The sequence below is a fragment of the Mesorhizobium loti genome (assembly GCA_014189435.1).
Classification (GTDB): domain Bacteria; phylum Pseudomonadota; class Alphaproteobacteria; order Rhizobiales; family Rhizobiaceae; genus Mesorhizobium; species Mesorhizobium loti_G.
Genome location: CP050293.1, coordinates 6,013,257 through 6,036,651 on the forward strand (window position 1 = coordinate 6,013,257; position 23,395 = coordinate 6,036,651).

Genomic DNA, 23,395 nt, shown 5'->3' on the forward strand with positions numbered 1-23,395 from the left:
GCTCCCCGGCGGCCGTTCAGTTCGCGGCCACTGAGCCCGACCCGGATGGGGCGGTACGGCTGTCGACGGCGACGATGACGCTCAGGCCGGCGCGCAGCTTGCCGCTCTTCAGCACGTCGGCCGGCACATCGATGCGGACCGGAACGCGCTGCACCACCTTGGTGAAATTGCCAGTGGCGTTTTCGGGAGGCAGCAGCGAGAACACGGCGCCGGAAGCCGGGGCCAACGACGAGACGGTTCCCTCGAAGTCCTGGCCGTCGGTCGCATCGACCGAAATCTTGACCTTCTCGCCGGGAACCAGCCGGGCAAGCTGCGTCTCCTTGAAGTTGGCGACGATATAGAGCTTGTCCATCGGCACGATGACGGCGAGCTTCTGGCCGGGGCTGACGAGGTCGCCCTGCTCGACGGAACGGTTGCCAACGACGCCGTCATAAGGCGCCTTGAGCACGGTGAAGGAAAGATCGCGCAGGGCCTTATCGTGGCTGAGCTGCAGGGACGCCAGCGTGCTTGCCGATTCCGCGCGCTGCGCCTGCAGCACGCCGATATTGGCCTGCGCGGCTGCGATCTGTGCGTCGGCGCCAACAAGGGCGGCGTCGGCCTGCTTGACCGCCATCTGGGCATCGTCCAGCTGCGCCTGCGTGCCGACATGCGTCTTGAGCAGTTGCGACGCACGATCGGCGGCTTTCGCCGCATTGTCGGCCACGGCCTGGTCGGCGACCTTCTGCGCCTGTGCCTGCTGCAGCGCGGCGCGCGCTGCGTCGGTCTGGGCGTCGATACGGTCGAGCGTCTTGCTCAAAGTGGCGATCTGCGCCTCGGCCTGGGCGACGGCGATCTTGTAGTCGCCGTCATCGACGACGAGCAACGGATCGCCCGCCTTGACCGACTGGTTTTCGCTGACCTTGACCTGATCGACATAGCCGGAAATCTTGGGCGAGATGAACGCCATGTCGGCCTGGACATAGGCGTCGTCCGTCGAGATCATGAAGCGGCCCGTGGTCCAGTAATCGTAACCGTACCAGGCGCCGGCGCTCAGCAAGGCAACGCCGATGATCGGCAGCAGAAAGGAGCGCACCGAGCGCTTCTTCTTGACCGGAGCCTCTGCCGGCGGCGATGATACGGCGGGCTGGACAGGCACTCCCGGTGCTTCCGTCGCCGGCGCAACCTTGGCATTGGGGAAAGGACGGACTTCGGCTGTGGTCGGCGCGTTCGAGGACATGACATCTCTCTAAAATTATAATATGATACTGAACCGTTCGGTTCGATCCGGGCGTTGACATAGCGCGTAAAGAGGACCATATCAAGGGCAATCGAACCGGTTGGTTCGAATTATTTTCGAGGTGTGACTTTCATGACCGAGACATCGCCCAACGTTGAAAACGAGTCGTGCGACGACCTGTTGGAAAGCTTGCGCCGTGGCCGCCCGGCCGCGGGGCAGGATCCGGTCAAGCGCAGCCAGATCATCGACGGCGCCCGTCGTGTCTTCATCGACAAGGGCTTCGAAGCTGCCTCGATGAACGACATCACCCGTGAGGCCGGTGTCTCCAAAGGCACGATCTATGTCTATTTCGCCAACAAGGAAGAGCTGTTCGAAGCGCTGATCGAGGAAGAGCGCGGCACCATCTTCAAGAACATGTACGACGTGCTGGACAATGCCGACGACCTGCGCGAGACGCTGGTGAAGTTCGGCAAGGTGCTGGCTCTCAAGATCACGTCGGCCAAGGTTATCCAGGCGCAGCGCACGGTGATCGGCGCATCCGACCGGATACCCGACATGGGCGCGCGGTTTTACGAACGCGGTCCCAAGCGCGGTCACGACAAGGTCGCGGCCTTTCTCGATGCCGCCATCGAGCGCGACCTGCTGCGGATCGACGATGTCGATCTCGCCGCCTATCAGTTCACCGAACTGTGCCTGGCCGGCCTGTTCCGCCAGTGCATCTTCGCCTACCGCACCAAAGCCCCGAGCCAGGACGAGATCGACCACATCGTCAGGTCAGGCGTCAGCATGTTCCTGAAGGCCTACGGCACCGAAAGGCTTGCAGCGGAAGAAGGCCATCAGACGATTGCTATCGAGGCCAAGCCTTAGCCTAAGGTGTGCTGAGATGCTTAGCCGCCATTGGCGGCAAGCACGATGGCGGCCTGCAATTCCTGGAGGCCCTCGGCCTTTTCCGACGACGTCGCCAGAACGAACGGGAACGCCGCCGGCCGCTTCTTGATCTTTGCCAGCGTCTCCTCGATCAGCCGCGGCACGCCGGCGGTCTTGATCTTGTCGGTCTTGGTCAGCACGATCTGGTAGGACACCGCCGCCTTGTCAAGCAGCGACAGCACTTCGTCGTCCTTGGCCTTGATGCCGTGGCGGGCGTCGATCAACACATAGACGCGCCTCAGCGTGACGCGGCCCTTGAGATAGTCGAAGACCAGCTTGGTCCACTCGTCGACCTTCTCCTTCGGCGCGGTGGCGTAACCGTAGCCGGGCATGTCGACCAGCGCCAATGGCGGCAGGTCGGCGCCCTCGCCAGAAAATCCGTCCGGCACGAAATAGTTGAGCTCCTGCGTGCGCCCCGGCGTGTTGGAGGTGCGCGCCAGCCCCTTCTGGTTGACCAGCGCGTTGATCAGCGACGACTTGCCGACATTCGAACGGCCGGCAAAGGCGATTTCCGGCGGCCCTTCCGGCGGCAGGAACTTCATTGCCGGCACGCCGCGGATGAAGATCCACCCTCGCGTAAACAGTTCGGTGCCGATTATGCTGCTGTTCAGAGCGTTCAAGCTGCTGCCTCCAGAAGAGAAATATTGGCACCCCGGATAGCATCGAGGTTGCGGCCGACCTTGTCCACCGGCCAGTTCCACCACGCCACGGCCAGCAGCCGCCTGACCGTCCGGTCGTCGAAACGCATCCTTACCACCTTGGCCGCGTTGCCGGCGACGATCGCATAGGGCGGCACGTCGTGCGTCACCACCGATTTCGCACCGACGATAGCGCCATGGCCGATTTCCACACCGGGCATGATCACCGCTTCCATGCCGATCCAGACGTCGTTGCCGACGATTGTGTCGCCGCGAACCTCCTTCGACCACGTCGCCGGGTCAAAGCCCTTTTCCCAGCCATGGCCGAAAATATTGAACGGATAGGTCGAAAAGCCGGACATTGCGTGGTTGGCGCCGTTCATGATGAAGCGCGCGCCCTCGGCGATGGCGCAGAACCGGCCGATGATCAGCTTGTCGCCTATGAACGGATAATGGTGCAGGACGCATTTTTCGGCGAATTTGTCCGGCCCGTCGGGGTCGTCATAGTAGGTGAAGTCGCCGATCTCGATGTTCGGTGCGTTCACCAGTCCCTTGAGAAAGCCGACGCGGGTGTGCATCGGGATCGGGTGCTTGATGTTGGGGTTGGGTCCGTCCATGTCGAAATCCGTCAGAGAAATGGCCGCCAGGCGCATCCGAAACTTGGATGCGCTCATTCAAAATAGCGTGATCCGCCCTATAGCACCAATCGACCGACGAGCGAGCTTTCCTTGACGGCTTTGCTCATTTGCTGCCGCGGCAGATGACGATCGGATCGGACAGCGCACTGTCAAAACCGCTGCCCTGATAGACGGTGACATTCGAGGCGCCGGGCGGCAGCATGAAGGTTCCTTCGACGATTTTCTGGTCGCCGGCAGGCGTGTGAAGAGCCCAGCTATAGGTGCAAAACTGAGGCGGCGCCTGGGGTTCGACGTGGCTGCAGTTCAATTGCGCGCCACCCAGCATGGCGGCGCCGCCGCAGCTGACGGCGTCCTTTGCGAGCGCGATTCCAGGCCATGCCGCGAGGCCCGCCACGGTCGCGATCTTCGACCAATTCATCGTCATATCCTCGCCCGATAACGGCCTGTCACCTGAGTCTTTTGTTGCGTCGCAGCCCATGCGTCATTTTTCCGGGTGGGCTTAGTCCGTCTTGCGCACCGCGTCCAGCGGGATTATGTGCATGATGATAATAAGCATGCTCACTAAAAGTCACGTCGAAAACCCCAGCACCTCCCATGCCATCCCCACCCAACATCAGCTTCGTGCTGCACGATGTCGCGCGCCTGCTTCGAAAGCGGTTCGAGCAGCGGTCGCGGGCGTCGGGGCTGACCCGCGCCCAATGGCAGGTGCTGGCCTATCTGTCCCTGCATGAAGGCATCCACCAGAACAAGCTCGCCGACCTGATCGAGATCACGCCAATCACGCTCGCCCGGCTGCTCGACAAGATGGAAGCAAGCGGCTTCGTCGAGCGCCGGCCCAATCCCGCTGACCGCCGGGCATGGTTGCTTTACCTGACGCCGCAAGCCCATCCGCTGCTCGAAATCATGCGCAGCAATGGCCAGAAAACGCGTGACGAGGCCTTTGTCGGCCTTTCCGCCGATGCCCAGCTGCATCTGCTGCAAACCCTGTCCCTCATCAAATCCAATCTGCTCGCGGCTTGCACCCAGCCTGCCGTCGACCGGGAGAAAATACATGGCTGAATCAACCTCACCCAAGAAGCCAATCGAAGAAGACGGACCTTCCGCCGACCGGACGAGCGACCAGATCATCCGGCTGGACAGCGAACGCGAACAGAGACGTGCCAACACCGTCATCGACGACGAACTGGAAGCACCAGTCGCCCTGGCGCCGGCGGCACTCGAGGCTCCGTCCAAAGAGCCCCAGCAGGCCACGGTTGCGGTGGCGCCTCCGGCGCCGGTCAAGCCCAAGCGCAGCCGGGCACGGCCGATCCTGTTTGCCCTGCTTCCGGTCGCGTTGGTCGTCGGCGGCTATTACTACGTCATCGGCGGCCAGGTCATGACGACCGACAATGCCTACATCCAGGCGCAATCGCTCGGCGTGTCCACCGACGTCTCCGGCACGGTGTCCGAGATCGACGTGCACGAGAACGAGGCGGTGAAGAAGGACCAGGTGCTTTTCCGGCTGCGGCCGGCCTCTTTCGAAACCGCTCTTGCCGCCGCCCAGGCACAGCTCGGCACGGTGCGCAACCAGGTGCTGACCTTGCAGGCGAGTTACCAGCAGTCGCAGGCGCTGATCGAGCAGGCACAGGCCGACATCCCCTATTACGAGGCCGCCTTCCAGCGCCAGCAGGATCTGCTGAAAACCTCCACCTCCTCCAAGGCGACCTTCGACAGCGCCCAGCACGACCTCGTTGCCGCCCGCCAGAAAGTGTCCGTTGCCGAGGCGCAGGCGCAGGCGACGCTTGCCCAGCTCGGCGGCGACGCCAGCCAGCCTGTGGAGAAGAACCCGTTCTACCTTCAGGCCCAGTCGGCGGTCGACGACGCCCAGCGCAATCTTGCCGATTCCATTGTCAAAGCGCCGTTCGACGGCATCGTCACCAATGTCGACGCGCTTCAGGTCGGCAAGTACCTGCCGGCTTCGCAGCCGGCGTTCAGCCTGATTTCGGCGACCGATTTGTGGATCGCGGCGGAGCCGAAGGAAACCGAACTGACCTATGTGCGGCCGGGACAGACAGCGACGATCAGCGTCGACAGCTATCCGGGTGCCGTCTGGCACGGCACGGTCGCCTCGATCAGCCCGGCGTCGTCGTCGAGTTTTTCGCTGCTTCCGGCGCAGAACACCACCGGCAACTGGGTCAAGGTCGTGCAGCGCATTCCGATGCGCGTGACGGTCGATGATCTCCAGGGCAAGCCGCCGCTGCGTGGCGGAATGAGCACCGTGGTCGGCATCGATACCGGCCATGCGCGCGGCCTGCCCGACTTCGTGACCGATCTCATCAACCGGTTCGGGCAAAAGTCATGACCGGCGCGTCCGCGACGGGTGGCGTGATCGCCAATCGCGGCGCCATCACCGCCTGCGTGATCCTGGCCGTGATCATGCAAGCGCTGGACACGACCATCGCCAATGTGGCGCTTCCCTATATCCAGGGCAGCGTTTCGGCGAGCGCCGACCAGATCAACTGGGTGCTGACCTCCTATATCGTGGCTGCGGCCGTCATGACGCCGCCTTCGGGCTACCTTGCCAATCGTTTCGGCCGCAAGCGCATCCTTTTGATCTCCATCACCGGCTTCGTCGTCGCGTCGGTGCTGTGCGGCTTCGCGCAGTCGCTGCCGCAGATCGTCGGCTTCCGCCTGCTGCAAGGCCTGTTCGGCGCGGCCCTGGTGCCGCTGGCGCAGAGCATCCTGCTCGATATCTACAGCGTCGAAGAGCGCGGCTCGGCGATGGCACTGTTCGGCGTTTCGGTGATGGTCGGGCCGGTGCTCGGGCCGGTCATCGGCGGCTGGCTGACCGAGAATGTCAGCTGGCGCTGGGTGTTCTACATCAACGTCCCGATCGGCGCCCTGGCTTTCGCCGGCGTGTCGATGTTCGTCCTGGAAACCAAGACGGACCTCAAGGCAAGGCTGGACTGGTTGGGATTCGGCATGCTCAGCGTCACCATCGCGTCGCTGCAGATGTTCCTCGATCGCGGCGAGCAGCTCAACTGGTTCTCGTCGTCCGAAATCATCGTCGAGGCGCTGATCTGCGCGTCGGCCTTCTACATCTTCCTCGTCCACACCTTCACCGCCCGCAACACCTTCGTGAACCCGAGGCTCTTCCTCGACCGCAATTTCGCCGTCGGCATGATCTTCATCTTCATCATCGGCATCACCTATCTGGCCTCGCTGGCCCTGATGACGCCCTACCTGCAGACGCTGATGGGCTATCCGGTGGTGACGGCCGGCATCGTCATGGGGCCGCGCGGTCTCGGCACCATGGCGTGCATGTTCCTGGTCGGTAGGCTGATCGGCAAGGTGGACACGCGCTGGCTGCTGTTGACCGGCCTTCTGGTCACCGCCTGGGCGATGTACGACATGACCGGCTGGACCCCTGATGTTTCGCAATGGACGATCATCAGCACCGGCTTCATCCAGGGCGCGGGCCTGGGCTTCCTGTTCGTGCCGCTGACCACCATCACCTTCGCCACGCTGGCGCCGGATCGGCGCGCGGAAGGCACGGGCCTGTACAATCTGTCGCGAAACATCGGCTCCAGCGTCGGCATATCCGTGGTCACCGCGCTTTTGACGCAGAACGTGCAGATCAACCACGCCAACATCGCCACCTATGTGACGCCCTACAACCAGGCGTTCGGCAATCCGGCGATCTTCCAGGCGATGAACCCCTACAGCGCCGCCGGCCGGGCCGCGCTCGACGGCGTGGTGACGCTGCAGGCGACTGTTATCAGCTATATGAACGACTTCAAGCTGATGATGATCCTGTCGCTTGCCGCCATCCCGCTGGTTCTCTTGCTGCGCAAGCCGGCGACACCGGCCAAGATCGACCACAGCGCCGTCATGGAGTGATGTTTGGCGGCTGTGTCGTCGATCTCGACAAGCCGCGGCTCGCATAACCTTCGACTGTGCGCAAAAGAACCGGGGTCCCGTGGAGGCCCTGCAGGACCCCGGTCTGCCGTCACGGCCTCCCAAACACCGGCGCCTTTGCGCCGGAAGCCGTCTTGGCAAGCACATCTTGCCGGCGTCGCGAAACGCGGTGGTCCGCAACGACGCAAATCCATCACCGCCGCAAGCGCGCCGAAGCGCAGGCCGCAGGATGGCAACGCGCAATTACGAGACGCGGCGCGCCAAAGTTTCACCGGAGATTGGAAATGGGCCGGAATGGATCAACGAAAAAGCCCCGGGCGGTGAACCGACCGGGGCTTTTTTGATTTCGTGACGGAGAGCGCCGACTACTCCGCCGGCGACGGTTTCTTTCGGAACAGTGCGATCAGATTGTCCCACAGCTCGATCTTGGCGCCCTGGCGCTTCATGATCACGCCTTGCTGGAGGATCGACAGCGTGTTGTTCCAGGCCCAGTAGATGACCAGGCCAGCCGGGAAACCCGCCATCATGAAGGTGAAGATGACAGGCATCCAGGTGAAGATCGCGGCCTGGGTCGGATCCGGCGGCGTCGGGTTCATGCGCATCTGCAGGAACATGGTGACGCCCATGATCAGCGGCCAGACTCCGATCATCAGCATGTGCGGCAAGGTGACCGGAACGAGGCCGAACAGATTGAAGATCGACGTCGGATCGGGTGCCGCCAGATCCTGGATCCAGCCGAAGAACGGCGCATGCCGCATCTCGATGGTGATGTAGAGCACCTTGTAGAGCGAGAAGAAGACCGGGATCTGCAGCGCCACCGGCCAGCAGCCGGCGAGCGGATTGATCTTCTCGGTCTTGTACAGCTCCATCATCGCCTGCTGCTGCTTCATCTTGTCGTCCGCGTATTTCTCGCGGATCTCGAGCATCTTGGGCTGCACCTTCTTCATGTTCGCCATCGACGCGTAGGACTTGTTGGCAAGCGGGAAGAAGATGGCCTTAACGATGACGGTGGTGGCGAGGATCGCCAGGCCGAAATTGCCGAAGAATTTGTAGAGCGTGTCGATCAGCCAGAACATCGGCTTGGTGATGAAGTGGAACCAGCCCCAGTCGATCAACAGGTCGAACCGCTTGATGTGACGGTCTTCCGCATAGGCGTTGATCTTGCCGACTTCCTTGGCCCCGGCGAAGATTTCGCTCTCGACCGTCGCCGACTGACCGGCATCGACGGTGATCGGGTCGGTCAGGAAGTCGGACTGGTAGCGATGGCGGCCGTCCTCGAAATAGGCGTAGCGTGGCTGGAACGGCTGCTTTTCGGTCGGCACCAGCGTCACCGCCCAGTATTTGTCGGTGATGCCGAGCCAGCCGTCGGTCGACTTGCCCGGCGTGAACTGCTTGTCCTTCTCGATGGACGCGTATTTGTGTTCCTGCAGGCCTTCGGTGCCGGTGAAGCCGATCAGGCCCTCATGCAGCACATAGGTGCTGGCGACGGCCGGCTTGTCGAACCGGGTGACGCGGCCGTAATTGGACAGCGAGACGGCGGCCGTGCCCGAATTCTGCACCGTGTCTGACACCGTGAACATGTAATTGGTGTCGACGGAAAAGGTGCGCTTGAAGGTCAGGCCCTTGTCGTTCGAATAGGTCAGCGTGACCGGGGTTGTCGGCGTCAGCGTGGCATTGCCGTCGACGGCCCACACAGTCTCGGGACCGGGCACCGCGCCGGTCTTGTCGTTGCCGACGAAGCCGATCTCGGCATAATAGCCATTGGGGAGTGCTGCCGGGTTGAGCAGGCTGATCTCGGGCGAGTTCTTGTCGACCGTCTCGGTGTAGTGCTTGAGCTTGAGGTCGTCGAGACGGGCGCCGGTCAGGTTGATCGAACCCTCGAGGCTTGGCGTATCGATCTTGGCGCGGGTCGTCGTGGCGAGCGCCTGTTCGCGGCCGGCCGGCGTCACGGCATCGGTGCCGGGTGCATTCGGAATGGCGCCAGGCGCTGCGGGCGTTCCGGTGTCGGCGCCGGGGTTGGTGCCGGCGGCCTTCTTCTGCTCCTCGACGCGCTGCTGTTCGACGCGGGCTGCCTCGCGTTGCGCTTCGCTGCGCGGCAAGACGTAAAAATATTGCCATACCGCCAGGATCAGCACCGACAGCGCGATGGTGATGAAGAAGTTCCGGTTGTTTTCCATCGAAAGCCCTTGGCCTATCGTGTTCCGCGCAGTCGGCGGGAGAGTTCGGCCTTCAACTGGCCGAACGGAGTGGTAAGCACGTCTTCACGCCCGACGATGACATAGTCATTGCCAGGCGCCATGTCACTTGCCGCATGCGTACGGACGGCTTCTCGCAGCCGCCGCCGGACGCGGTTGCGGACAACCGCATTGCCGACCTTCTTGGTGACGGTATAGCCGACGCGCGGCGACAGGCCGTCGCCGCGGTCGAGAACTTCAACGAGAAAAAGCCGCCCGCGTCGCTTTTCACCACGACGGACGGCCAGGAATTCCGCGCGCTTCAGAAGCCGCTTGGGATTTGGTCCCACTGGCTTGCCGGATGCGGGCAACGATCTCGTCTTCCGTTCAGGCGCTGAGCCGCTTGCGGCCGCGGTTGCGGCGAGCTGCGACGACGCCACGACCACCCTTGGTGGCCATGCGGGCACGGAAGCCGTGCCGACGTTTGCGGACGAGTTTAGACGGTTGGTAGGTACGCTTCATTTGTTTTAATACCGCGGGGTGCGGCCCTTCTTGATTCTGTCACTGTGTAACAGGAGCTTTGCCGGGCCGGCTTTGGCGCGATCGAAACCGCGCCGGGACGAATGGCCCGAGCGTGTGCGGGCTTATAGAAAGAAGGCTTTTGGAAGTCAATCCGGAGTCGTCGGGCGCAAGCCCGGCGGCATTCAGGCCGGTTTATGTTTCCGACCAAGGATGAAATTGGCAAAAAAGCCGTAATCGCCTAATCTGCGTTGATCAAGTGATTGTGAAGACATGGACCGCATGAGCGAAACCATACAAGCGCAGGAAGGGATCGGCATGGCGGAGCCAGCCATCGTGCGCACGGTGCCGCTGTCGCGCGGCCTGTCGACCAAGCTGCTGCTGCTCACCATCGTCTTCGTGCTTTTGGCCGAAGTGCTGATCTTCCTGCCCTGGATCGCCAGCTACCGGCTGAACTGGCTGAAGGAGCGGCTGAGTACGGCGGCGGCCGTGTCGATCGTGCTGGTGCAGGGTGAACCCACCTCGCTGTCGCGCACGGCCCAGAACGACGTGCTGATGGCAATCGGCGCCAAGGCGATCGCGGTGCGCGACGGCGGCGTCTCGCGGCTGCTGGTGGTGGCCGAAATGCCGCCCAAGGTCGACGAACACATCGATATCGCCAGCATCGGCATGATCAAGGGCATGACCGGCGCACTCGACACGCTGTTTTTCGGCGGCAACCGGATGCTGCGCGTTTTCGGCCCGGTCGGCGACTCGGACAAGGAGTTCGAGCTGATCATGCCCGACAACAGCCTGCGCAATGCGATGCTGCGATATTCCCGCAACGTCGCCTTCGTCTCGCTGCTGATCTCGCTGTTCACCGCCATGCTGGTCTATGCCGCCATCGACCTGATCATGATCGGGCCGATCCGGACGATGACGCGCTCGATGCTGTCCTTTTCCGAGGCCCCTGACGATCCCGGGCGTATCATCCACCCGGCCGCCCGCGCCGACGAGATCGGCGTCGCCGAGCGCGAGCTTTCGCAGATGCAGGAGCGGCTGCAAAAAATGCTCTCCGAGCAGAAGCACCTTGCCGACCTTGGCCTTGCCGTCTCCAAGATCAACCATGACATGCGCAACATCCTGGCTTCGGCGCAGCTGATGTCGGACCGCCTGCGCCAGGTCAAGGACCCGACCGTGCAGGCCTTCGCGCCGAAACTGCTGCGCGCGCTCGACCGTGCCGTGTCCTATTCCGAAGGCGTGCTCGCCTATGGCCGCACGCAGGAGCCGCCACCTTCGCGCCGCAGGCTGCGGCTGTACCAGCTGGTCGAGGACGTCCATGGCCTGCTCGACACCGAAGGCGGCATCGAGTTCGTCAATGCCGTCGAACAGAGCTTCGAGGTGGACGCCGATTCCGACCAGCTGTTCAGGGTGCTGACCAATCTTTGCCGCAACTCGGTGCAAGCGATGGCGGCCGACAGTGAAAGCGCCCTGGTGCGCCGCCTGGCGGTGTCGGCCGTGCGCCTGGGCAGTGTCAGCCGCATCGCCGTCACCGACACCGGCCCCGGCCTGCCGCCGAAAGCGCGCGAAAACCTGTTCGCGGCCTTTCGCGGCTCGGCGCGCAGCGGCGGCACCGGCCTTGGCCTGGCGATCGCGCACGAGCTGATCCGCGCGCATGGCGGCACGGTGGAACTGGTCGAGAGCATTGGCGGGCGCACCACATTCGCCGTCACCATTCCCGACCAGCCGGTGCGGCTCGACCAGGCCCGCAACGGCCTGCGCCGCCCGGCATGATGGGGCGGGCGCTGTGTCGCCCGATGCTCGTGCTTCCAAGGCCGGCGCTCTTCCCTGCCGGCCAATGCTCGTTCCTTCGAGATGGATGCTCATCCTTGAAGGATCGAACTCGAACCCGGCTTAGTGGCCGTTTCCAAGCGCCAGAATCCGGGCCGTCATCGTCAGCCAAGGCACTTGTGACAAAACTTTTGCCGGATCGGCTTGCTTTTCCGAAATTCAGTCGCTAGGGAACACGTCTCGTCGCGGCCGGTCGTTCACGATCGGATCGCGGGGCCATGAAAAGCATGGCCTGATGCGCGCCCGTAGCTCAGCTGGATAGAGCACCAGACTACGAATCTGGGGGTCAGGAGTTCGAATCTCTTCGGGCGCGCCATTCGCAATACATTGAAATTGCTCAATTCTCGCCCGCGACCCCAGTCGACTTTGAGAACCGTCTGGAATTCCCTTCTCACCAATTGCCCGTGCGGTTCTGCGCTGCGCTCTTGAGCGCGTGAGAGGCGGATTGATCGAGGCTGTCGGCGCAGGCCGCTTCGACGTCAGCTTTGGTTAAGCCAACATCGCGCAGATGGAAGTTGGACAGGTGACCAAGCTCGCGCTCTATGTTGCGGCGGGTCCGCCACTCATGGACAAGGGCCAGCAGGCGTTCGAGCGGAGGATCAAGAAAAGTGCCCGGCACGCGCCGTGCAGTCTGGCCTAATGTCGATTGCGTCATATTATGCCAGGTCATGGTAACCTCCGTTGGTCGGGATGCTCGAATGGCGATCACCATGACGGCAGAAGGCGGGAAGGCACCAGGGCAGCTTCGGAAGCGTTCCGCTTCAGATTGTGAACTGGCCTTAGACCTCCGCAAGGCCTAACCTGCGGCAAAGGAGCGCTCAGCCATGGCGCGACGGCCTTACGGACTGGTCTGCCCGATCTCGCGCGCCTGCGAGTTCCTGGAGCCGCGCTGGACGATCCAAATCCTAACCGAGCTCTGGAACGGCTCGGCCCGCTTCAATGACATTCGCAAGGGGGTGGGCAACATCTCGTCCGCCCTCTTGTCGAGGCGACTCAAGGAGATGGAAGCGTTGGGCCTGGTCGAGCGCGTCGAGGACGAGGCGACGGGCACCATCGGCTATTTCCGCACCGAGAAGTCGATCAAGCTCGAGCCGGCGATGAACGCGCTGGCGGAATGGGCGCAATGCAACATCGAGGCGGAAATCGCGCTTGGAGACGTAGATGTTTCGACCCTCATGTGGGTCGTGCGCCGAAAGATCGACCTCGCTGAACTGCCGCGGCGGCGCGCCGTCATCCGCTTCCATTTCCGCGACGATCCCCCACCGAAGTGTCCCCATTACTGGTTTGTGGTCGAGCCAGGCGCGGACTTGCCCGAGCTATGCTCGCTCGACCCCCGCCGGGACGTCGACCTTTACGTCGAGACCAGCGTTGTTTCGCTTGGGGCCATCCTGGAGGGCCGTTCCAGCATCGAGCGTGAGAAAGAAAGAGGCGGCCTTTTCCTGAGCGGTGACCCCGGCCTTGCCCGCAACATGCACCGTTGGCTACGAACCTCGGTCTATGCGGCGCTTGAGGGAATCGTCCCGCTTTCTTGAAAACCGTACCGAGGTTGCAGCCTCATCCGGGGTGGCCGTGCAACGCCTACGACAGAGAATAGGGAGGAAAGACATGTCGGCCAAAATTCTGCAAATCAACTACAAGCTCAACGGGCCGAGGGCCGAGTACGAGAAAGAAAACCTGCCCTATGCTCAACCCATCGCGGACATACCTGGCCTGCGCTGGAAGGTCTGGATCATAAACGAGGCCCAAAGCGAAGCCGGGGGAATCTACCTATTCGACAATGACGCCGCAGTGCAGGCCTTCGTGGACGGGCCAATTATTGCGGAGATGAAAGGGGACCCGACGTTGAGCATCAAGGCGTTTGACGTGATCGTGGAACTCACGTCCATCACACGTGGCCCGGTGAAGTAGCATTCTCGGAGGTTAGGAGGGGCGTATTTGATAGTTGAGATAGCGGGACGAAACGCCTTCCGCTGTCGCGCGTGTATAAAGTCAGCTCAAGCCAATCAGGAGTAGTAGCAGGAGCGCGGCCAGAAGCCCGACGTTCGCTAGCACGCCGCGCGCAGTAGTGGACGGAAGAGCGGCGGATTGAGTTCCGCATCGGGATGGACGTGGGCGACATCACCTTCGACCACGGTGACATCTATGACGACGGCGTCAATGTTGCAGCGCGTGTCGAGAGCATCGCCAAGCCTGGCAGCGTCGCGGTGTCCGCCGTGGTGCGAGACCAAGTCGGTAATCGGCTCGAGAGTCCGGTTGTAGCGCAAAGCCGTCACTCCGCTCCGAGAGGTGATCTTAGAAATCAATAGGCGTAACAATGACATAACGGCGCCCAGTTTCATCCTCTCCGGTGCGCCAAAACCATTCATGTAACCAGCGGAGCCTGATTTGACCATGTTTCCTACCCGCACCAAGCGCGCTTTGATCACCGGGGCCGGTGCGGCCAACGGCATCGGCTTTGCCATTGCCCGGCAACTCGGCCTTGCCGGCCATGCCGTTTTCCTCACGGGCGCCAGTGGGCGTGTGCTCGATCGCGCCGCCGCGCTTTGCGCCGACGGCATCGATGCCAAAGCCGCAATCGCCGATCTCACCATCGCCGCCGACGTCGCGCGGCTTCGGGCTGATGTCGGCGCGGTCGACATCCTGGTCAACAATGCCGGCATGGGCTCGCTGGCATCGCCTTCGGCCGACAAAGCGTTTCTCGCCATGACCGAGGCCGACTGGGATCAGGGGATCGACGTCAGCCTGAAGACGGCGTTCCTCGTCACGAAGGCGTTTCTGCCGGCGATGGTCGAAGCGGGCTACGGGCGCATCGTCAATGTGGCTTCGGTCACCGGGCCGCTGGTGTCTTTTGAAGGCACATCGGCCTATTCCGCCGCCAAGGCCGGCATGGTCGGCCTGACGCGCACGCTGGCGCTCGAAGTGGCGAAAAGCGGCATCACGGCCAATGCCGTGGCCCCCGGCTGGATCGAAACGGGGTCGTCGAGCGAGATGGAACGGCAAGCCGCCCTGCATACGCCGCCGGCGCGGGCCGGGCGGCCCGACGAGGTTGCCGCGACGGTCGTGTTCCTGGCATCGGAAGGCGCCAGCTATGTCAACGGCGCCCTGCTGGTGGTCGACGGCGGCAACAGCCTTCAGGAGCGCAAGGGCTGAGGCCTGCCGGCGATTATCGTCAGAGGCAGTCGGCGGACAGGCCCCATTCGGGCTGCCCCCGTTCACGACGCCTTGGCCAGGAAATTCCGATAGTCCGACTTGGCCTGCAGCAGGCGTAGCACGTTGTCTCGCGAACCGCGCACATGGGCGCGGGCCAGCGAGCCGGCTCTGGCAGCGTCGCCGGCACAGATTGCGTCGACGATTTCGGCGTGCTCGTCGCGGGCGATCTTCCATTCGTCCAGCCAGAGCAGTTCCGTCCAGACATAATGCTGGCACTTGTCGAGGATGCCGCACAGCATGTTGTGCAGCATGACATTGCCGCTGATTTCGGCGATGACGCGGTGCAGGTCGATGCCGACTTCCAGTTCCTGGAATTTTTCCCTGTTGGTGCGGTCCGGAATGGCGGCCAGCCGTTCGCATTCGGCCAGCATGGCGCGCAACCGCGCCTTGTCCACTTCTGTCGCCGCTGCCGCCGCCAGTTCGGTCGCATGGCCGTCGAGCAGTTCGCGGATCTCGAAGGCCTCGCGGAACATGTTGATGTCGAACTCGGTGACGACATAGCCCTGGCGCGGCCGGCCGGTGACCAGGCCGTCTCGCTCGAGGCGATTGAAGGCCTCGCGCACCGGGGTGCGGCTGACAGTCAGCTTCGCCGCGATGTCGTTTTCGGTAACGCGTGAGCCCGGCGGAATCTGGCCGGTCACGATCATCGCCTTGAGCGCGGAGTAGACCGAGTCGCGCAGCGTATTTTTGGTTTCCTTGGCCAAGCTTCCCTTCCCACTTCTCCGGCCTTTCAGCCGGAACATGCATAGCTGTAGCCGCAGTCGGCGTATTTTGCCACGCCTCCGACCAAGCCGTCCCCCACCACCTTGTCCGGATCGAAACGCATAAATTCGATCGCACCAAACGGTGTTGACATCATCGATCTCCAAGCTACACTCAAAATTGTATACAAGATAGCATGCGAAATCAAAAACAATGGGAACACCGGTGGAGAGCCGAAAATGAACAGGACCAGACGCGTTAGCATTGCCGCGATGGCGGGCCTCATGGCCTCGCTCGCGGCGCCCGCCATGGCGGGCGACACCATCACCGTCGCCTCGTGGGGCGGCACCTACCAGGAGGCGCAGACCAAGGCGTTCTTCAAGCCGACCGCCGATGCGCTCGGCATCACCATCAAGGAAGACACCACCAACGGCCTCGACGACGTGCGGCTGCAGGTGACCGGCAATGCGGTGAAATGGGACATCACCGAACTTGGCGCCGACGAATGCGCGCGCGGCTCGAAGGAAGGGCTGTTCGAGAAGCTTGACTACGGCATTATCGACAAGACCGGCATCAACCCGAAGCTTGTCCATGACGACTGGGTCGGCATTTCCTACACGTCGGTCGTGCTGATCTACCGGACGGACGTTTTTGGCGACAAAGGCCCCAAGACCTGGGCCGATTTCTGGAACGTGGAAAAATTCCCGGGACGGCGCGCGCTGAGCGGCAGCCAGGCGACCGAGACGCTCAGCGTCGCGGCACTCGCCTCGGGCCTGCCGATCGACAAGGTCTATCCGGTCGATGTCGACGGCGCGCTGAAATCCGTCGACAAGATCCGCGGCCATGTCGACGCCTGGTGGACCTCCGGCGCCCAGGCCATGCAACTGGTGAAGGACGGCGAAGTCGACATGGCGAGCATCTGGAACGGCCGCGCCGGCACGTTGAAGAAGGAAGGCGCGCCGGTCAGCTTCTCCTTCGACCAGGGTGTTTTGACCGCCGACTGCATGGTCATCCCCAAGGGCGCCAAGAACAAGGAAGCGGCCATGAAGGCGCTTGCGATGTTCGTCAGCCCGCAACTGCAGGCCAATCTGCCGCTCTATGTCGACAATGGGCCGGTGAACGAGAAGGCTTTCGAGACCGGCAAGATCCCGCAGGACAGGATCAAGGACATCAATTCGGCGCCCGAAAACGTCAAGAAGCAGGTGTTGCAAGATGCCGAGTTCTGGCGCGACAACCTGGTCGAGGCGACTGAAAAGTTCGACAATCTGATCCAGCAATAGGCTGCGGCCAAAACCCAAACCACGGCAGGGCGGTGTCTCGCCCTGCTTTTGCCGCCTCAGCTCAGGAGACGATGATCTTGTCCATTGCGCCATCCGCGCTGCCGATCAGCATGCGCGGGATCGAGAAACGATTTGGCAGCGTAGCGGTGTTGCGCGACCTCAACCTCGATGTCGACGCCGGCGAATTCCTGACGCTGCTCGGGCCTTCCGGTTCCGGCAAGACGACGCTGCTGATGATCCTGGCCGGCTTTGTGCGGGCCAATGCCGGCTCGATCAGGGTCGGCGACGAGGAGATCATCACCACGCCGCCGCACAAGCGCAACATCGGCATGGTGTTCCAGAACTACGCGCTGTTTCCGCACATGAACGTCTTCCACAACATCGCCTTTCCGCTCAAGCAGCGCGGCGTCGCCGCCGCCGAGATGGCCGGGCGTGTCGAGAAAGCGCTCGATCTGGTGAAATTGCAGGGCCTAGGCGAGCGCCGGGTCGACCAGCTTTCCGGCGGCCAGCGCCAGCGTGTGGCGCTGGCGCGCGCCATCGTCTTCGAGCCGCGCATCGTGCTGATGGACGAGCCGCTGTCGGCGCTGGACAAAGGCCTGCGCGAGCACATGCAGATCGAGCTGCGCGCCCTGCACCGGCGGCTTGGCATGACCACGGTCTATGTCACGCACGACCAGCGCGAAGCCATCACCATGTCGGACCGCATCGCTGTCATGAACGCCGGGCGCATCGAACAGCTCGACAAGCCCGAAACCCTCTACGCCACGCCGCAAACGCGGTTTGTAGCCGGCTTCATCGGCGAATCGAATTTCATCCCGGTCGAGTGCCGTAACGGCTCGATCTGGTACGAGGACCGCAGAATCCACACAGCAGCGCCGGCACCGGCATCAGGCCAGCACCTGATGGTGGTGCGGCCGGAAAAGCTGCGGCTGCTGGCAAATGCCGAGCCGGCAAGCGGCGTCAACGTGCTTGAGGCGACGCTCAGCGACATCATCTATCAGGGCGACAGCTTCGTCTGCTACGCGGTGCTGCGCGATGGCCGTCAGCTGACATTGCGCGATTATTGCCGCAGCGACGTGCTGGCCAGAATGCCGGCTCCCGGCCAGCCGGTCAGGCTCGGCCTCGATGCGCAGGACACGATCCTGGTGGCGGCAGACTCATGAGCGCGCAGCCCGCCCTCATGGAAGAGACTGGCGACCGAGCAGGCCGGGAGCTGAACACGCAGGCGCTGCGCGCCGACGCCCGGCGCGAGTCACTGCGGCTGCTGGCGCTGTTGGCGCCAAGCCTTTTCCTGGTCTTCGCCATCATCATCGTGCCGATCGGCTGGCTGTTCTGGCTGTCGCTGTTCGACGAAGCCGGCGCCTTCAGCGCCGCCAATTATGCGCGCTTCTTCGAGCAGGCTTCCTACATCAAGACCTTCGTCACCACCTTCAAGGTCGCCTTCATCGTCACCGGTGCCTGCGTCCTGCTCGGCTATCCCCTGGCCTACATGCTGTCGCAGCTGCCGCGCCGGGCGGCATCGATCTGCCTGATCTTCGTCATCCTGCCGTTCTGGACATCGGTTCTGGTGCGCACCTATGCCTGGCTGGTGATCCTGCAGCGCAAGGGCCTGATCAACAGCTGGCTGATCGATCTCGGCGTCATCAATCAGCCGCTGTCGCTTGCCAACAATCTGTCGGGCGTCGTCATAGGCATGACGCATATATTGCTGCCGTTCCTGGTGCTGCCGCTCTACGCCTCGATGAAGACCATCGACACCGATTGCCTGCGCGCCGGGATGAACCTTGGCGCCGGCCCGGCCGCCACCTTCCGGCAGATCTTCTTCCCGCTGTCGCTGCCAGGCCTCGCCTCGGGCGTGGTCATCGTCTTCGTGCTTTGCCTCGGCTTCTTCGTCACGCCGGCACTGATGGGTGGCGGCAAGGTCATCATGTGGGCGATGCGCATGGAACAGACCACCAGCCTCTATTCCAACTGGGGTGCGGGGGCGGCACTTGGCGTGGTGCTGCTGGTGGTGACGCTGGCGCTTCTCGGCCTGTTCCAGTGGCTGCTCGGCGCGCGCGCCACAGGTGTGTGGAGTTCGCGATGAGCGAGGATTTTGGCCTGCCGATCTCGCACCGGCAACGCCTGTGGCTCTACGGCCTCGGCGGCCTCGTGCTGTTGTTCCTGATCGCGCCGTCGATCATCATCGTCATCATGTCGTTTTCGGATTCGACGCTGCTGCAATTCCCGCCGCAGCAATGGTCGCTGCGCTGGTACCAGGCCTATTTCGGGTCGCTGGAGTGGCGTGACGCCACGATCGTCTCGGTCAAGGTGGCTGTTATGACCGTGCTCGTGGCGACACCGCTCGGCACTGCCGCCGCCTATGCCATCAACCGGGGCACGCTGCGCTTCAACGGCACCATCAACGCGCTGCTGACGGCGTCGCTGATCGTGCCGGTGATCCTGATCGGCATCGGCACCTTCTTCCTCTATGCGCGCATCGGGCTCAACAACACGCTGACCGGGCTGGTCATCGCGCATACGGTGCAGGCGCTGCCGCTGGTGGTGCTGACCGTGCTTTCCGGGCTGCGCTCCTACGACATGAACCAGGAGCGGGTGGCGCGCAGCCTTGGCGCCGGACGCGTCGCCGCCTTCTGGCAGGTGACGATGCCGCAGATCCGCTTCTCGATCGTTTCGGGCGCGCTGTTTGCCTTCATCACCTCCTTCGACGAAGTGGTGGTGTCGCTGTTCATCTCGGGCGGCGAGACCACGACCTTGACGCGCCGCATGTTCAATGCGCTGCGCGACCAGATCGACCCGACGATCGCCGCCATCTCGACCTGCCTGATCGTGCTGTCGGTCGTGCTGTTGTCGGTTGCGCAGATCTTCGGGCGGCGGCATTGATTTCACCAGACCAATTCTCAGACGTGACCATGGGATACCCAGACAGAATGCGTGATTTCCAGTTTCCCGGCCGCTCGCCGGTTCGTGCCACCGAGGCGGTCGCCGCGACGTCGCATCCGCTTTCGACCCTGGCGGCCATCGAGATGCTGCGCTCCGGCGGCAATGCCATGGATGCCGCGGTCTGCGCCGCCGCCGTGCAGGGCGTGGTCGAGCCGCAATCGACCGGCATCGGCGGCGACTGCTTCGTGCTTTATTCTCCCGGAGGGCAAGGCAATGTGCTGGCCTTCAACGGCTCGGGGCGGGCGCCAGCCAGGGCTGATGTCGACTGGTATCTGGAAAAAGGCTTCGACCACATCCCGCTGCAGGGTCCGCACGCGGTCACCGTGCCGGGCGCCGTCGATGCCTGGAGCCGCCTGCTCGAGGACCATGGCCGCAAAGGTCTTGCCGAGGCGCTGGCGCCGGCCATCCATTATGCCGAGAACGGCTATGTCGTGCATGACCGCGTCGCCTTCGACTGGGCCGAACCGGAGACCGACCTGTCGGCCGACGAGCATGCCGCGCGCATCTTCCTGCCCGGCGGCAACGCGCCGAAAGCCGGCGACGTCCACCGGCAGCCGGAACTCGCCGCCACCTTGCGCGTCATCGCCAAACACGGCCGTGCCGGATTCTACGAAGGCGCCGTTGCCGACGATATCGTGCGCCGGCTCAATGAATTGGGCGGGCTTCATTCGGCCGAGGATTTCGCCGCGACCAGAGGCGACTATGTGGCGCCGGTCAGCACTTCCTATGGCGGCCATGACATCCACCAGATGCCGCCGAACAATCAGGGCCTGACGGCGCTTTTGATGCTGAACGTGCTGTCGGGCTTCAAGCTTGGCGGGCTGGATCCCAACGGCGCGGAACGCCTGCATCTCGAGATCGAGGCCGGGCGGCTGGCCTACCGCGACCGCGACCGCTATGTCGGCGACCAGGACCATGTCCCGGTGCCGGTCAAGCAGCTCCTGTCCGGCGCCTATGCCGACCGGCTGCGCGCCGAGATCGACCGCGAATGCGCCATGACGCATCTGCCGCGCGTGGAGCTACCCGGCAGCGACACGGTCTACATCTCCATCGTCGACCGCGACCGCAACGCGGTCTCCTTCATCAACTCGACCTATTATTCGTTCGGCAGCGGCGTCGTCGGCCCGAAGACCGGTGTCGTGCTGCAGAACCGCGGTTCGAGCTTCCGCCTCGACCCGGCACATCCGAACGCGATCGCGCCCGGCAAGCGGCCGATGCACACGATCATGCCCGGCATGGCGACGAAGAACGGCCGCGTGGTGATGCCGTTCGGCGTCATGGGCGGCGGCTACCAGCCGTTCGGGCATGTCCACCTGCTCACCAACATGATCGATTTCGGCATGGACCCGCAGCAGGCGCTGGATGCGCCCAGGGTGTTCTACAATGACGATACCGTGGAGGCCGAGCGCGGCGTTCCCGCCGATGCGATCGAGGGCCTGCGCCGTCGCGGCCACCGCATAGCCGAGCCGCATCACCCGCTTGGCGGCGGACAGGTGGTGCTGATCGACTGGGAGAAGGGGACGCTGACCGGCGCCTCCGATCCGCGCAAGGATGGCTTGGCGCTTGGATATTGAGGTGATCGGAACAGTCGTGGCGGGCCTGGAGAAGGCGGCAGTTGCCTGCAGGCGTTGGCGCCGCCCCTCATTGCCCTGCCGGGCATTTCTCCCCGTATAGTGACGGGGAGAAAGACGCTTTCATCGATGGTTTCGCCAATCGCCAGCGTTGCAAGAAATGCCCCGAGGGTGCGGCTCTCCCTTCTCCCCGTCACTATACGGGGAGAAGGTGCCGGCAGGCGGATGAGGGGCAGCGCCAAGGTCGACAATTGGTCCGAAGCGATTACCTTGGGGCCGAAATCGCATGCAGGACTTCTGCACTTGAACATAGCCGGTGACCATGACCCACAGTGAAACCCACGCAGACCTCTCCCGCCGTCTCGCCGCCGGCGCCGACAACGCTCCGGCGATTTCGGCGCCCGACAGGGCGACGCTTACCCATGGCGGTTTGCGCAGCCTGATCGCCGATACGGCAAAACAGCTGCATGCGCGCGGCATCGGCCGGGGCGACAGGGTGGCGATCGTGCTGCCCAACGGTCCCGAGATGGCCACCGCCTTCGTCGCCGTGGCGGCCACTGCCTCGACAGCGCCGCTCAATCCGGCCTACCGGGCCGACGAGCTCGATTTCTACCTGACCGACATTGGCGCCAAGGCGATCCTTGTCGCGGAGGGTGAGACCGGCCCGGCGGTGACGGTGGCCGAACGCCTCGGCATCGGCGTGCTGAGGCTGGTCGCGCAGCCTGACGCGCCAGCGGGGAGTTTCACGATCGAGGGCGCGGCGATCGGAGCGCAGGCCGCGCCCGACATGGCGCAAGACAGCGACATCGCGCTTTTGCTGCACACCTCCGGCACGACATCGCGGCCCAAACTGGTGCCGCTCAGCCACGCCAACATCGCGGCCTCGGCTGCCCATATCGGCGGCACACTTGGCCTCACGGCCGATGACCGCTGCCTCAACATCATGCCGCTGTTCCACATTCACGGCCTGATCGCGGCCGTGCTGTCGTCGCTGGCATCAGGCGGCAGCATCTACTGCACGCCCGGCTTCAACGCGCTGCGCTTCTTCCAGTGGCTGAGCCGAGGCGCAGCCAAGCTGGTACACGGCGGTGCCGACCATGCATCAGGCGATCCTGCCCAGGGCGGCGCGCAACACCGAAGCGCTGGCGGCGGCGCGTCTGCGCTTCATCCGCTCGTCCTCGGCGTCGCTGCCGGCGCAGGTGATGGCCGAACTGGAAGCGACCTTCGATTGTCCGGTGATCGAATCCTACGGGATGACCGAGGCGGCGCACCAGATGGCGTCGAACCGGCTGCCGCCGGGCCAGCGCAAGCCGGGCAGCGTCGGTGCATCCGCCGGCCCGGACGTGGCTGTCATGGCCCCCGACGGGCGGTTGCTGAAAGCCGGCGAGACCGGCGAGATCGTCATTCGCGGGCCCAATGTGACCGCCGGCTACGAGAAGAACCCGGATGCCAATGCCACGGCCTTCGCGCATGGCTGGTTCCACACCGGCGACCAGGGCGTGCTCGACGAGGACGGCTATCTCAGGGTCACCGGACGGCTCAAGGAGATCATCAACCGCGGCGGCGAAAAGATCTCGCCGCTCGAGGTCGACGACGTGCTGATGGACCATCCAGCGGTGGCGCAGGTCGTCACCTTCGCCATGCCGCATGACAAGCTGGGCGAGGAGGTGGCGGCGGCGGTGGTGCTGCGCGAGGGCATCAGCGCCACCGAGGGCGACATCCGCACCTATGCCGCGACGCGGCTTGCCGACTTCAAGGTGCCGCGCAAGATCCTGATCCTGGACGAGATCCCCAAGGGCGCGACCGGCAAATTGCAGCGCATCGGCCTTGCCGCCAAACTCGGACTTTGA

23 protein-coding genes, 1 tRNA gene and 2 pseudogenes are annotated in these 23,395 nt (G+C 63.5%); 17 read left to right on the plus strand and 9 right to left on the minus strand.

Annotated elements, in window-relative coordinates:
• Nucleotides 1-16: 16 nt before the first annotated feature.
• Complete coding sequence (locus HB777_28790; GenBank protein QND67539.1) at nt 17-1,216, minus strand: HlyD family secretion protein; 1,200 nt, start codon at nt 1,214-1,216, stop codon at nt 17-19.
• A gap of 132 nt (nt 1,217-1,348) precedes the next feature.
• On the opposite strand from HB777_28790, the gene HB777_28795 reads away from it, so the two are divergent.
• The gene (locus HB777_28795; GenBank protein ID QND67540.1) at nt 1,349-2,083 is read left to right on the plus strand and encodes a TetR/AcrR family transcriptional regulator; all 735 of its coding nucleotides are present in this window, start codon (nt 1,349-1,351) and stop codon (nt 2,081-2,083) included.
• A 20-nt stretch (nt 2,084-2,103) separates the two neighbouring features.
• Here the strand turns inward: HB777_28795 and HB777_28800 are convergent, their stop codons facing one another.
• From HB777_28800 to HB777_28810, 3 genes are all read right to left on the minus strand, one after another.
• Nucleotides 2,104-2,763 (minus strand): YihA family ribosome biogenesis GTP-binding protein, encoded by a 660-nt coding sequence (locus HB777_28800; GenBank protein QND67541.1) that lies wholly within the window; start codon nt 2,761-2,763, stop codon nt 2,104-2,106.
• On the minus strand, nt 2,760-3,398 hold the full coding sequence (locus HB777_28805) for a CatB-related O-acetyltransferase (protein QND67542.1): 639 nt from the start codon (nt 3,396-3,398) through the stop codon (nt 2,760-2,762). Before HB777_28805 ends, HB777_28800 begins: the two co-directional genes overlap by 4 nt.
• A gap of 124 nt (nt 3,399-3,522) precedes the next feature.
• Nucleotides 3,523-3,837, minus strand: coding sequence for a hypothetical protein (locus tag HB777_28810; protein ID QND68940.1), 315 nt, complete (start codon nt 3,835-3,837; stop codon nt 3,523-3,525).
• Between the two features lie 176 nt (nt 3,838-4,013).
• On the opposite strand from HB777_28810, the gene HB777_28815 reads away from it, so the two are divergent.
• From HB777_28815 to HB777_28825, 3 genes are read left to right on the plus strand one after another with little or no spacing between them, the layout of a single operon-like run.
• Nucleotides 4,014-4,478, plus strand: a complete 465-nt coding sequence (locus HB777_28815) for a winged helix-turn-helix transcriptional regulator (protein ID QND67543.1) — start codon at nt 4,014-4,016, stop codon at nt 4,476-4,478.
• Nucleotides 4,471-5,760, plus strand: coding sequence for an HlyD family secretion protein (locus tag HB777_28820; GenBank protein ID QND67544.1), 1,290 nt, complete (start codon nt 4,471-4,473; stop codon nt 5,758-5,760). Before HB777_28815 ends, HB777_28820 begins: the two co-directional genes overlap by 8 nt.
• Nucleotides 5,757-7,298, plus strand: coding sequence for a DHA2 family efflux MFS transporter permease subunit (locus tag HB777_28825; GenBank protein ID QND67545.1), 1,542 nt, complete (start codon nt 5,757-5,759; stop codon nt 7,296-7,298). The genes HB777_28820 and HB777_28825 overlap by 4 nt, the downstream gene beginning before the upstream one ends.
• 383 nt (nt 7,299-7,681) lie before the next feature.
• Here the strand turns inward: HB777_28825 and yidC are convergent, their stop codons facing one another.
• From yidC to rpmH, 3 genes are read right to left on the minus strand one after another with little or no spacing between them, the layout of a single operon-like run.
• On the minus strand, nt 7,682-9,493 hold the full coding sequence (gene yidC, locus HB777_28830) for a membrane protein insertase YidC (protein QND67546.1): 1,812 nt from the start codon (nt 9,491-9,493) through the stop codon (nt 7,682-7,684).
• 14 nt (nt 9,494-9,507) lie between these two features.
• On the minus strand, nt 9,508-9,861 hold the full coding sequence (locus HB777_28835; protein QND67547.1) for a ribonuclease P protein component: 354 nt from the start codon (nt 9,859-9,861) through the stop codon (nt 9,508-9,510).
• Between the two features lie 16 nt (nt 9,862-9,877).
• Nucleotides 9,878-10,012 (minus strand): 50S ribosomal protein L34, encoded by a 135-nt coding sequence (gene rpmH / locus HB777_28840; protein QND67548.1) that lies wholly within the window; start codon nt 10,010-10,012, stop codon nt 9,878-9,880.
• A gap of 18 nt (nt 10,013-10,030) precedes the next feature.
• Between rpmH and HB777_28845 the strand changes: the two are divergent.
• The 3 genes and pseudogenes from HB777_28845 (at nt 10,031) to HB777_28855 (ending at nt 12,155) form a co-directional block, all read left to right on the plus strand.
• Nucleotides 10,031-10,254: pseudogene (locus HB777_28845) on the plus strand (hypothetical protein).
• Between the two features lie 73 nt (nt 10,255-10,327).
• Entirely contained in the window at nt 10,328-11,782 is a 1,455-nt protein-coding gene (locus HB777_28850) for a HAMP domain-containing histidine kinase (GenBank protein ID QND68941.1), read from the plus strand.
• A 296-nt stretch (nt 11,783-12,078) separates the two neighbouring features.
• Nucleotides 12,079-12,155: transfer RNA gene (locus HB777_28855), tRNA-Arg, on the plus strand.
• Between the two features lie 75 nt (nt 12,156-12,230).
• Here the strand turns inward: HB777_28855 and HB777_28860 are convergent.
• Nucleotides 12,231-12,509, minus strand: a complete 279-nt coding sequence (locus HB777_28860) for a DUF1127 domain-containing protein (protein QND67549.1) — start codon at nt 12,507-12,509, stop codon at nt 12,231-12,233.
• A 154-nt stretch (nt 12,510-12,663) separates the two neighbouring features.
• Here HB777_28860 and HB777_28865 point away from each other — a divergent pair, with 154 nt between their 5' ends.
• The 4 genes from HB777_28865 (at nt 12,664) to HB777_28880 (ending at nt 14,989) form a co-directional block, all read left to right on the plus strand.
• Nucleotides 12,664-13,371 (plus strand): helix-turn-helix transcriptional regulator, encoded by a 708-nt coding sequence (locus HB777_28865; protein ID QND67550.1) that lies wholly within the window; start codon nt 12,664-12,666, stop codon nt 13,369-13,371.
• 73 nt (nt 13,372-13,444) lie between these two features.
• Nucleotides 13,445-13,747 carry a YdhR family protein gene (locus HB777_28870; GenBank protein ID QND67551.1) on the plus strand — a complete coding sequence of 101 codons (303 nt, stop codon included), beginning with the start codon at nt 13,445-13,447 and terminating at the stop codon, nt 13,745-13,747.
• Between the two features lie 194 nt (nt 13,748-13,941).
• The gene (locus HB777_28875; GenBank protein QND67552.1) at nt 13,942-14,145 is read left to right on the plus strand and encodes a hypothetical protein; all 204 of its coding nucleotides are present in this window, start codon (nt 13,942-13,944) and stop codon (nt 14,143-14,145) included.
• An 85-nt stretch (nt 14,146-14,230) separates the two neighbouring features.
• Nucleotides 14,231-14,989 (plus strand): SDR family oxidoreductase, encoded by a 759-nt coding sequence (locus HB777_28880; protein QND68942.1) that lies wholly within the window; start codon nt 14,231-14,233, stop codon nt 14,987-14,989.
• A gap of 62 nt (nt 14,990-15,051) precedes the next feature.
• Here HB777_28880 and HB777_28885 read toward each other — a convergent pair whose 3' ends face one another.
• Complete coding sequence (locus HB777_28885) at nt 15,052-15,753, minus strand: GntR family transcriptional regulator (GenBank protein QND67553.1); 702 nt, start codon at nt 15,751-15,753, stop codon at nt 15,052-15,054.
• A gap of 237 nt (nt 15,754-15,990) precedes the next feature.
• On the opposite strand from HB777_28885, the gene HB777_28890 reads away from it, so the two are divergent.
• The 6 genes and pseudogenes from HB777_28890 to HB777_28915 all read left to right on the plus strand — a co-directional run bounded on the left by HB777_28890 (nt 15,991) and on the right by HB777_28915 (nt 23,395).
• Nucleotides 15,991-17,031 carry an ABC transporter substrate-binding protein gene (locus HB777_28890; GenBank protein QND67554.1) on the plus strand — a complete coding sequence of 347 codons (1,041 nt, stop codon included), beginning with the start codon at nt 15,991-15,993 and terminating at the stop codon, nt 17,029-17,031.
• Between the two features lie 77 nt (nt 17,032-17,108).
• The gene (locus HB777_28895; protein QND68943.1) at nt 17,109-18,194 is read left to right on the plus strand and encodes an ABC transporter ATP-binding protein; all 1,086 of its coding nucleotides are present in this window, start codon (nt 17,109-17,111) and stop codon (nt 18,192-18,194) included.
• Nucleotides 18,191-19,117 (plus strand): ABC transporter permease, encoded by a 927-nt coding sequence (locus HB777_28900; protein ID QND67555.1) that lies wholly within the window; start codon nt 18,191-18,193, stop codon nt 19,115-19,117. The genes HB777_28895 and HB777_28900 overlap by 4 nt, the downstream gene beginning before the upstream one ends.
• Nucleotides 19,114-19,914, plus strand: coding sequence for an ABC transporter permease (locus HB777_28905; GenBank protein ID QND67556.1), 801 nt, complete (start codon nt 19,114-19,116; stop codon nt 19,912-19,914). The genes HB777_28900 and HB777_28905 overlap by 4 nt, the downstream gene beginning before the upstream one ends.
• A 47-nt stretch (nt 19,915-19,961) precedes the next feature.
• Nucleotides 19,962-21,548: a gamma-glutamyltransferase gene (gene ggt, locus HB777_28910; protein ID QND67557.1), complete on the plus strand. Its 1,587-nt coding sequence runs from the start codon at nt 19,962-19,964 to the stop codon at nt 21,546-21,548.
• Between the two features lie 319 nt (nt 21,549-21,867).
• Nucleotides 21,868-23,395 (plus strand): annotated as a pseudogene (locus HB777_28915) (AMP-binding protein).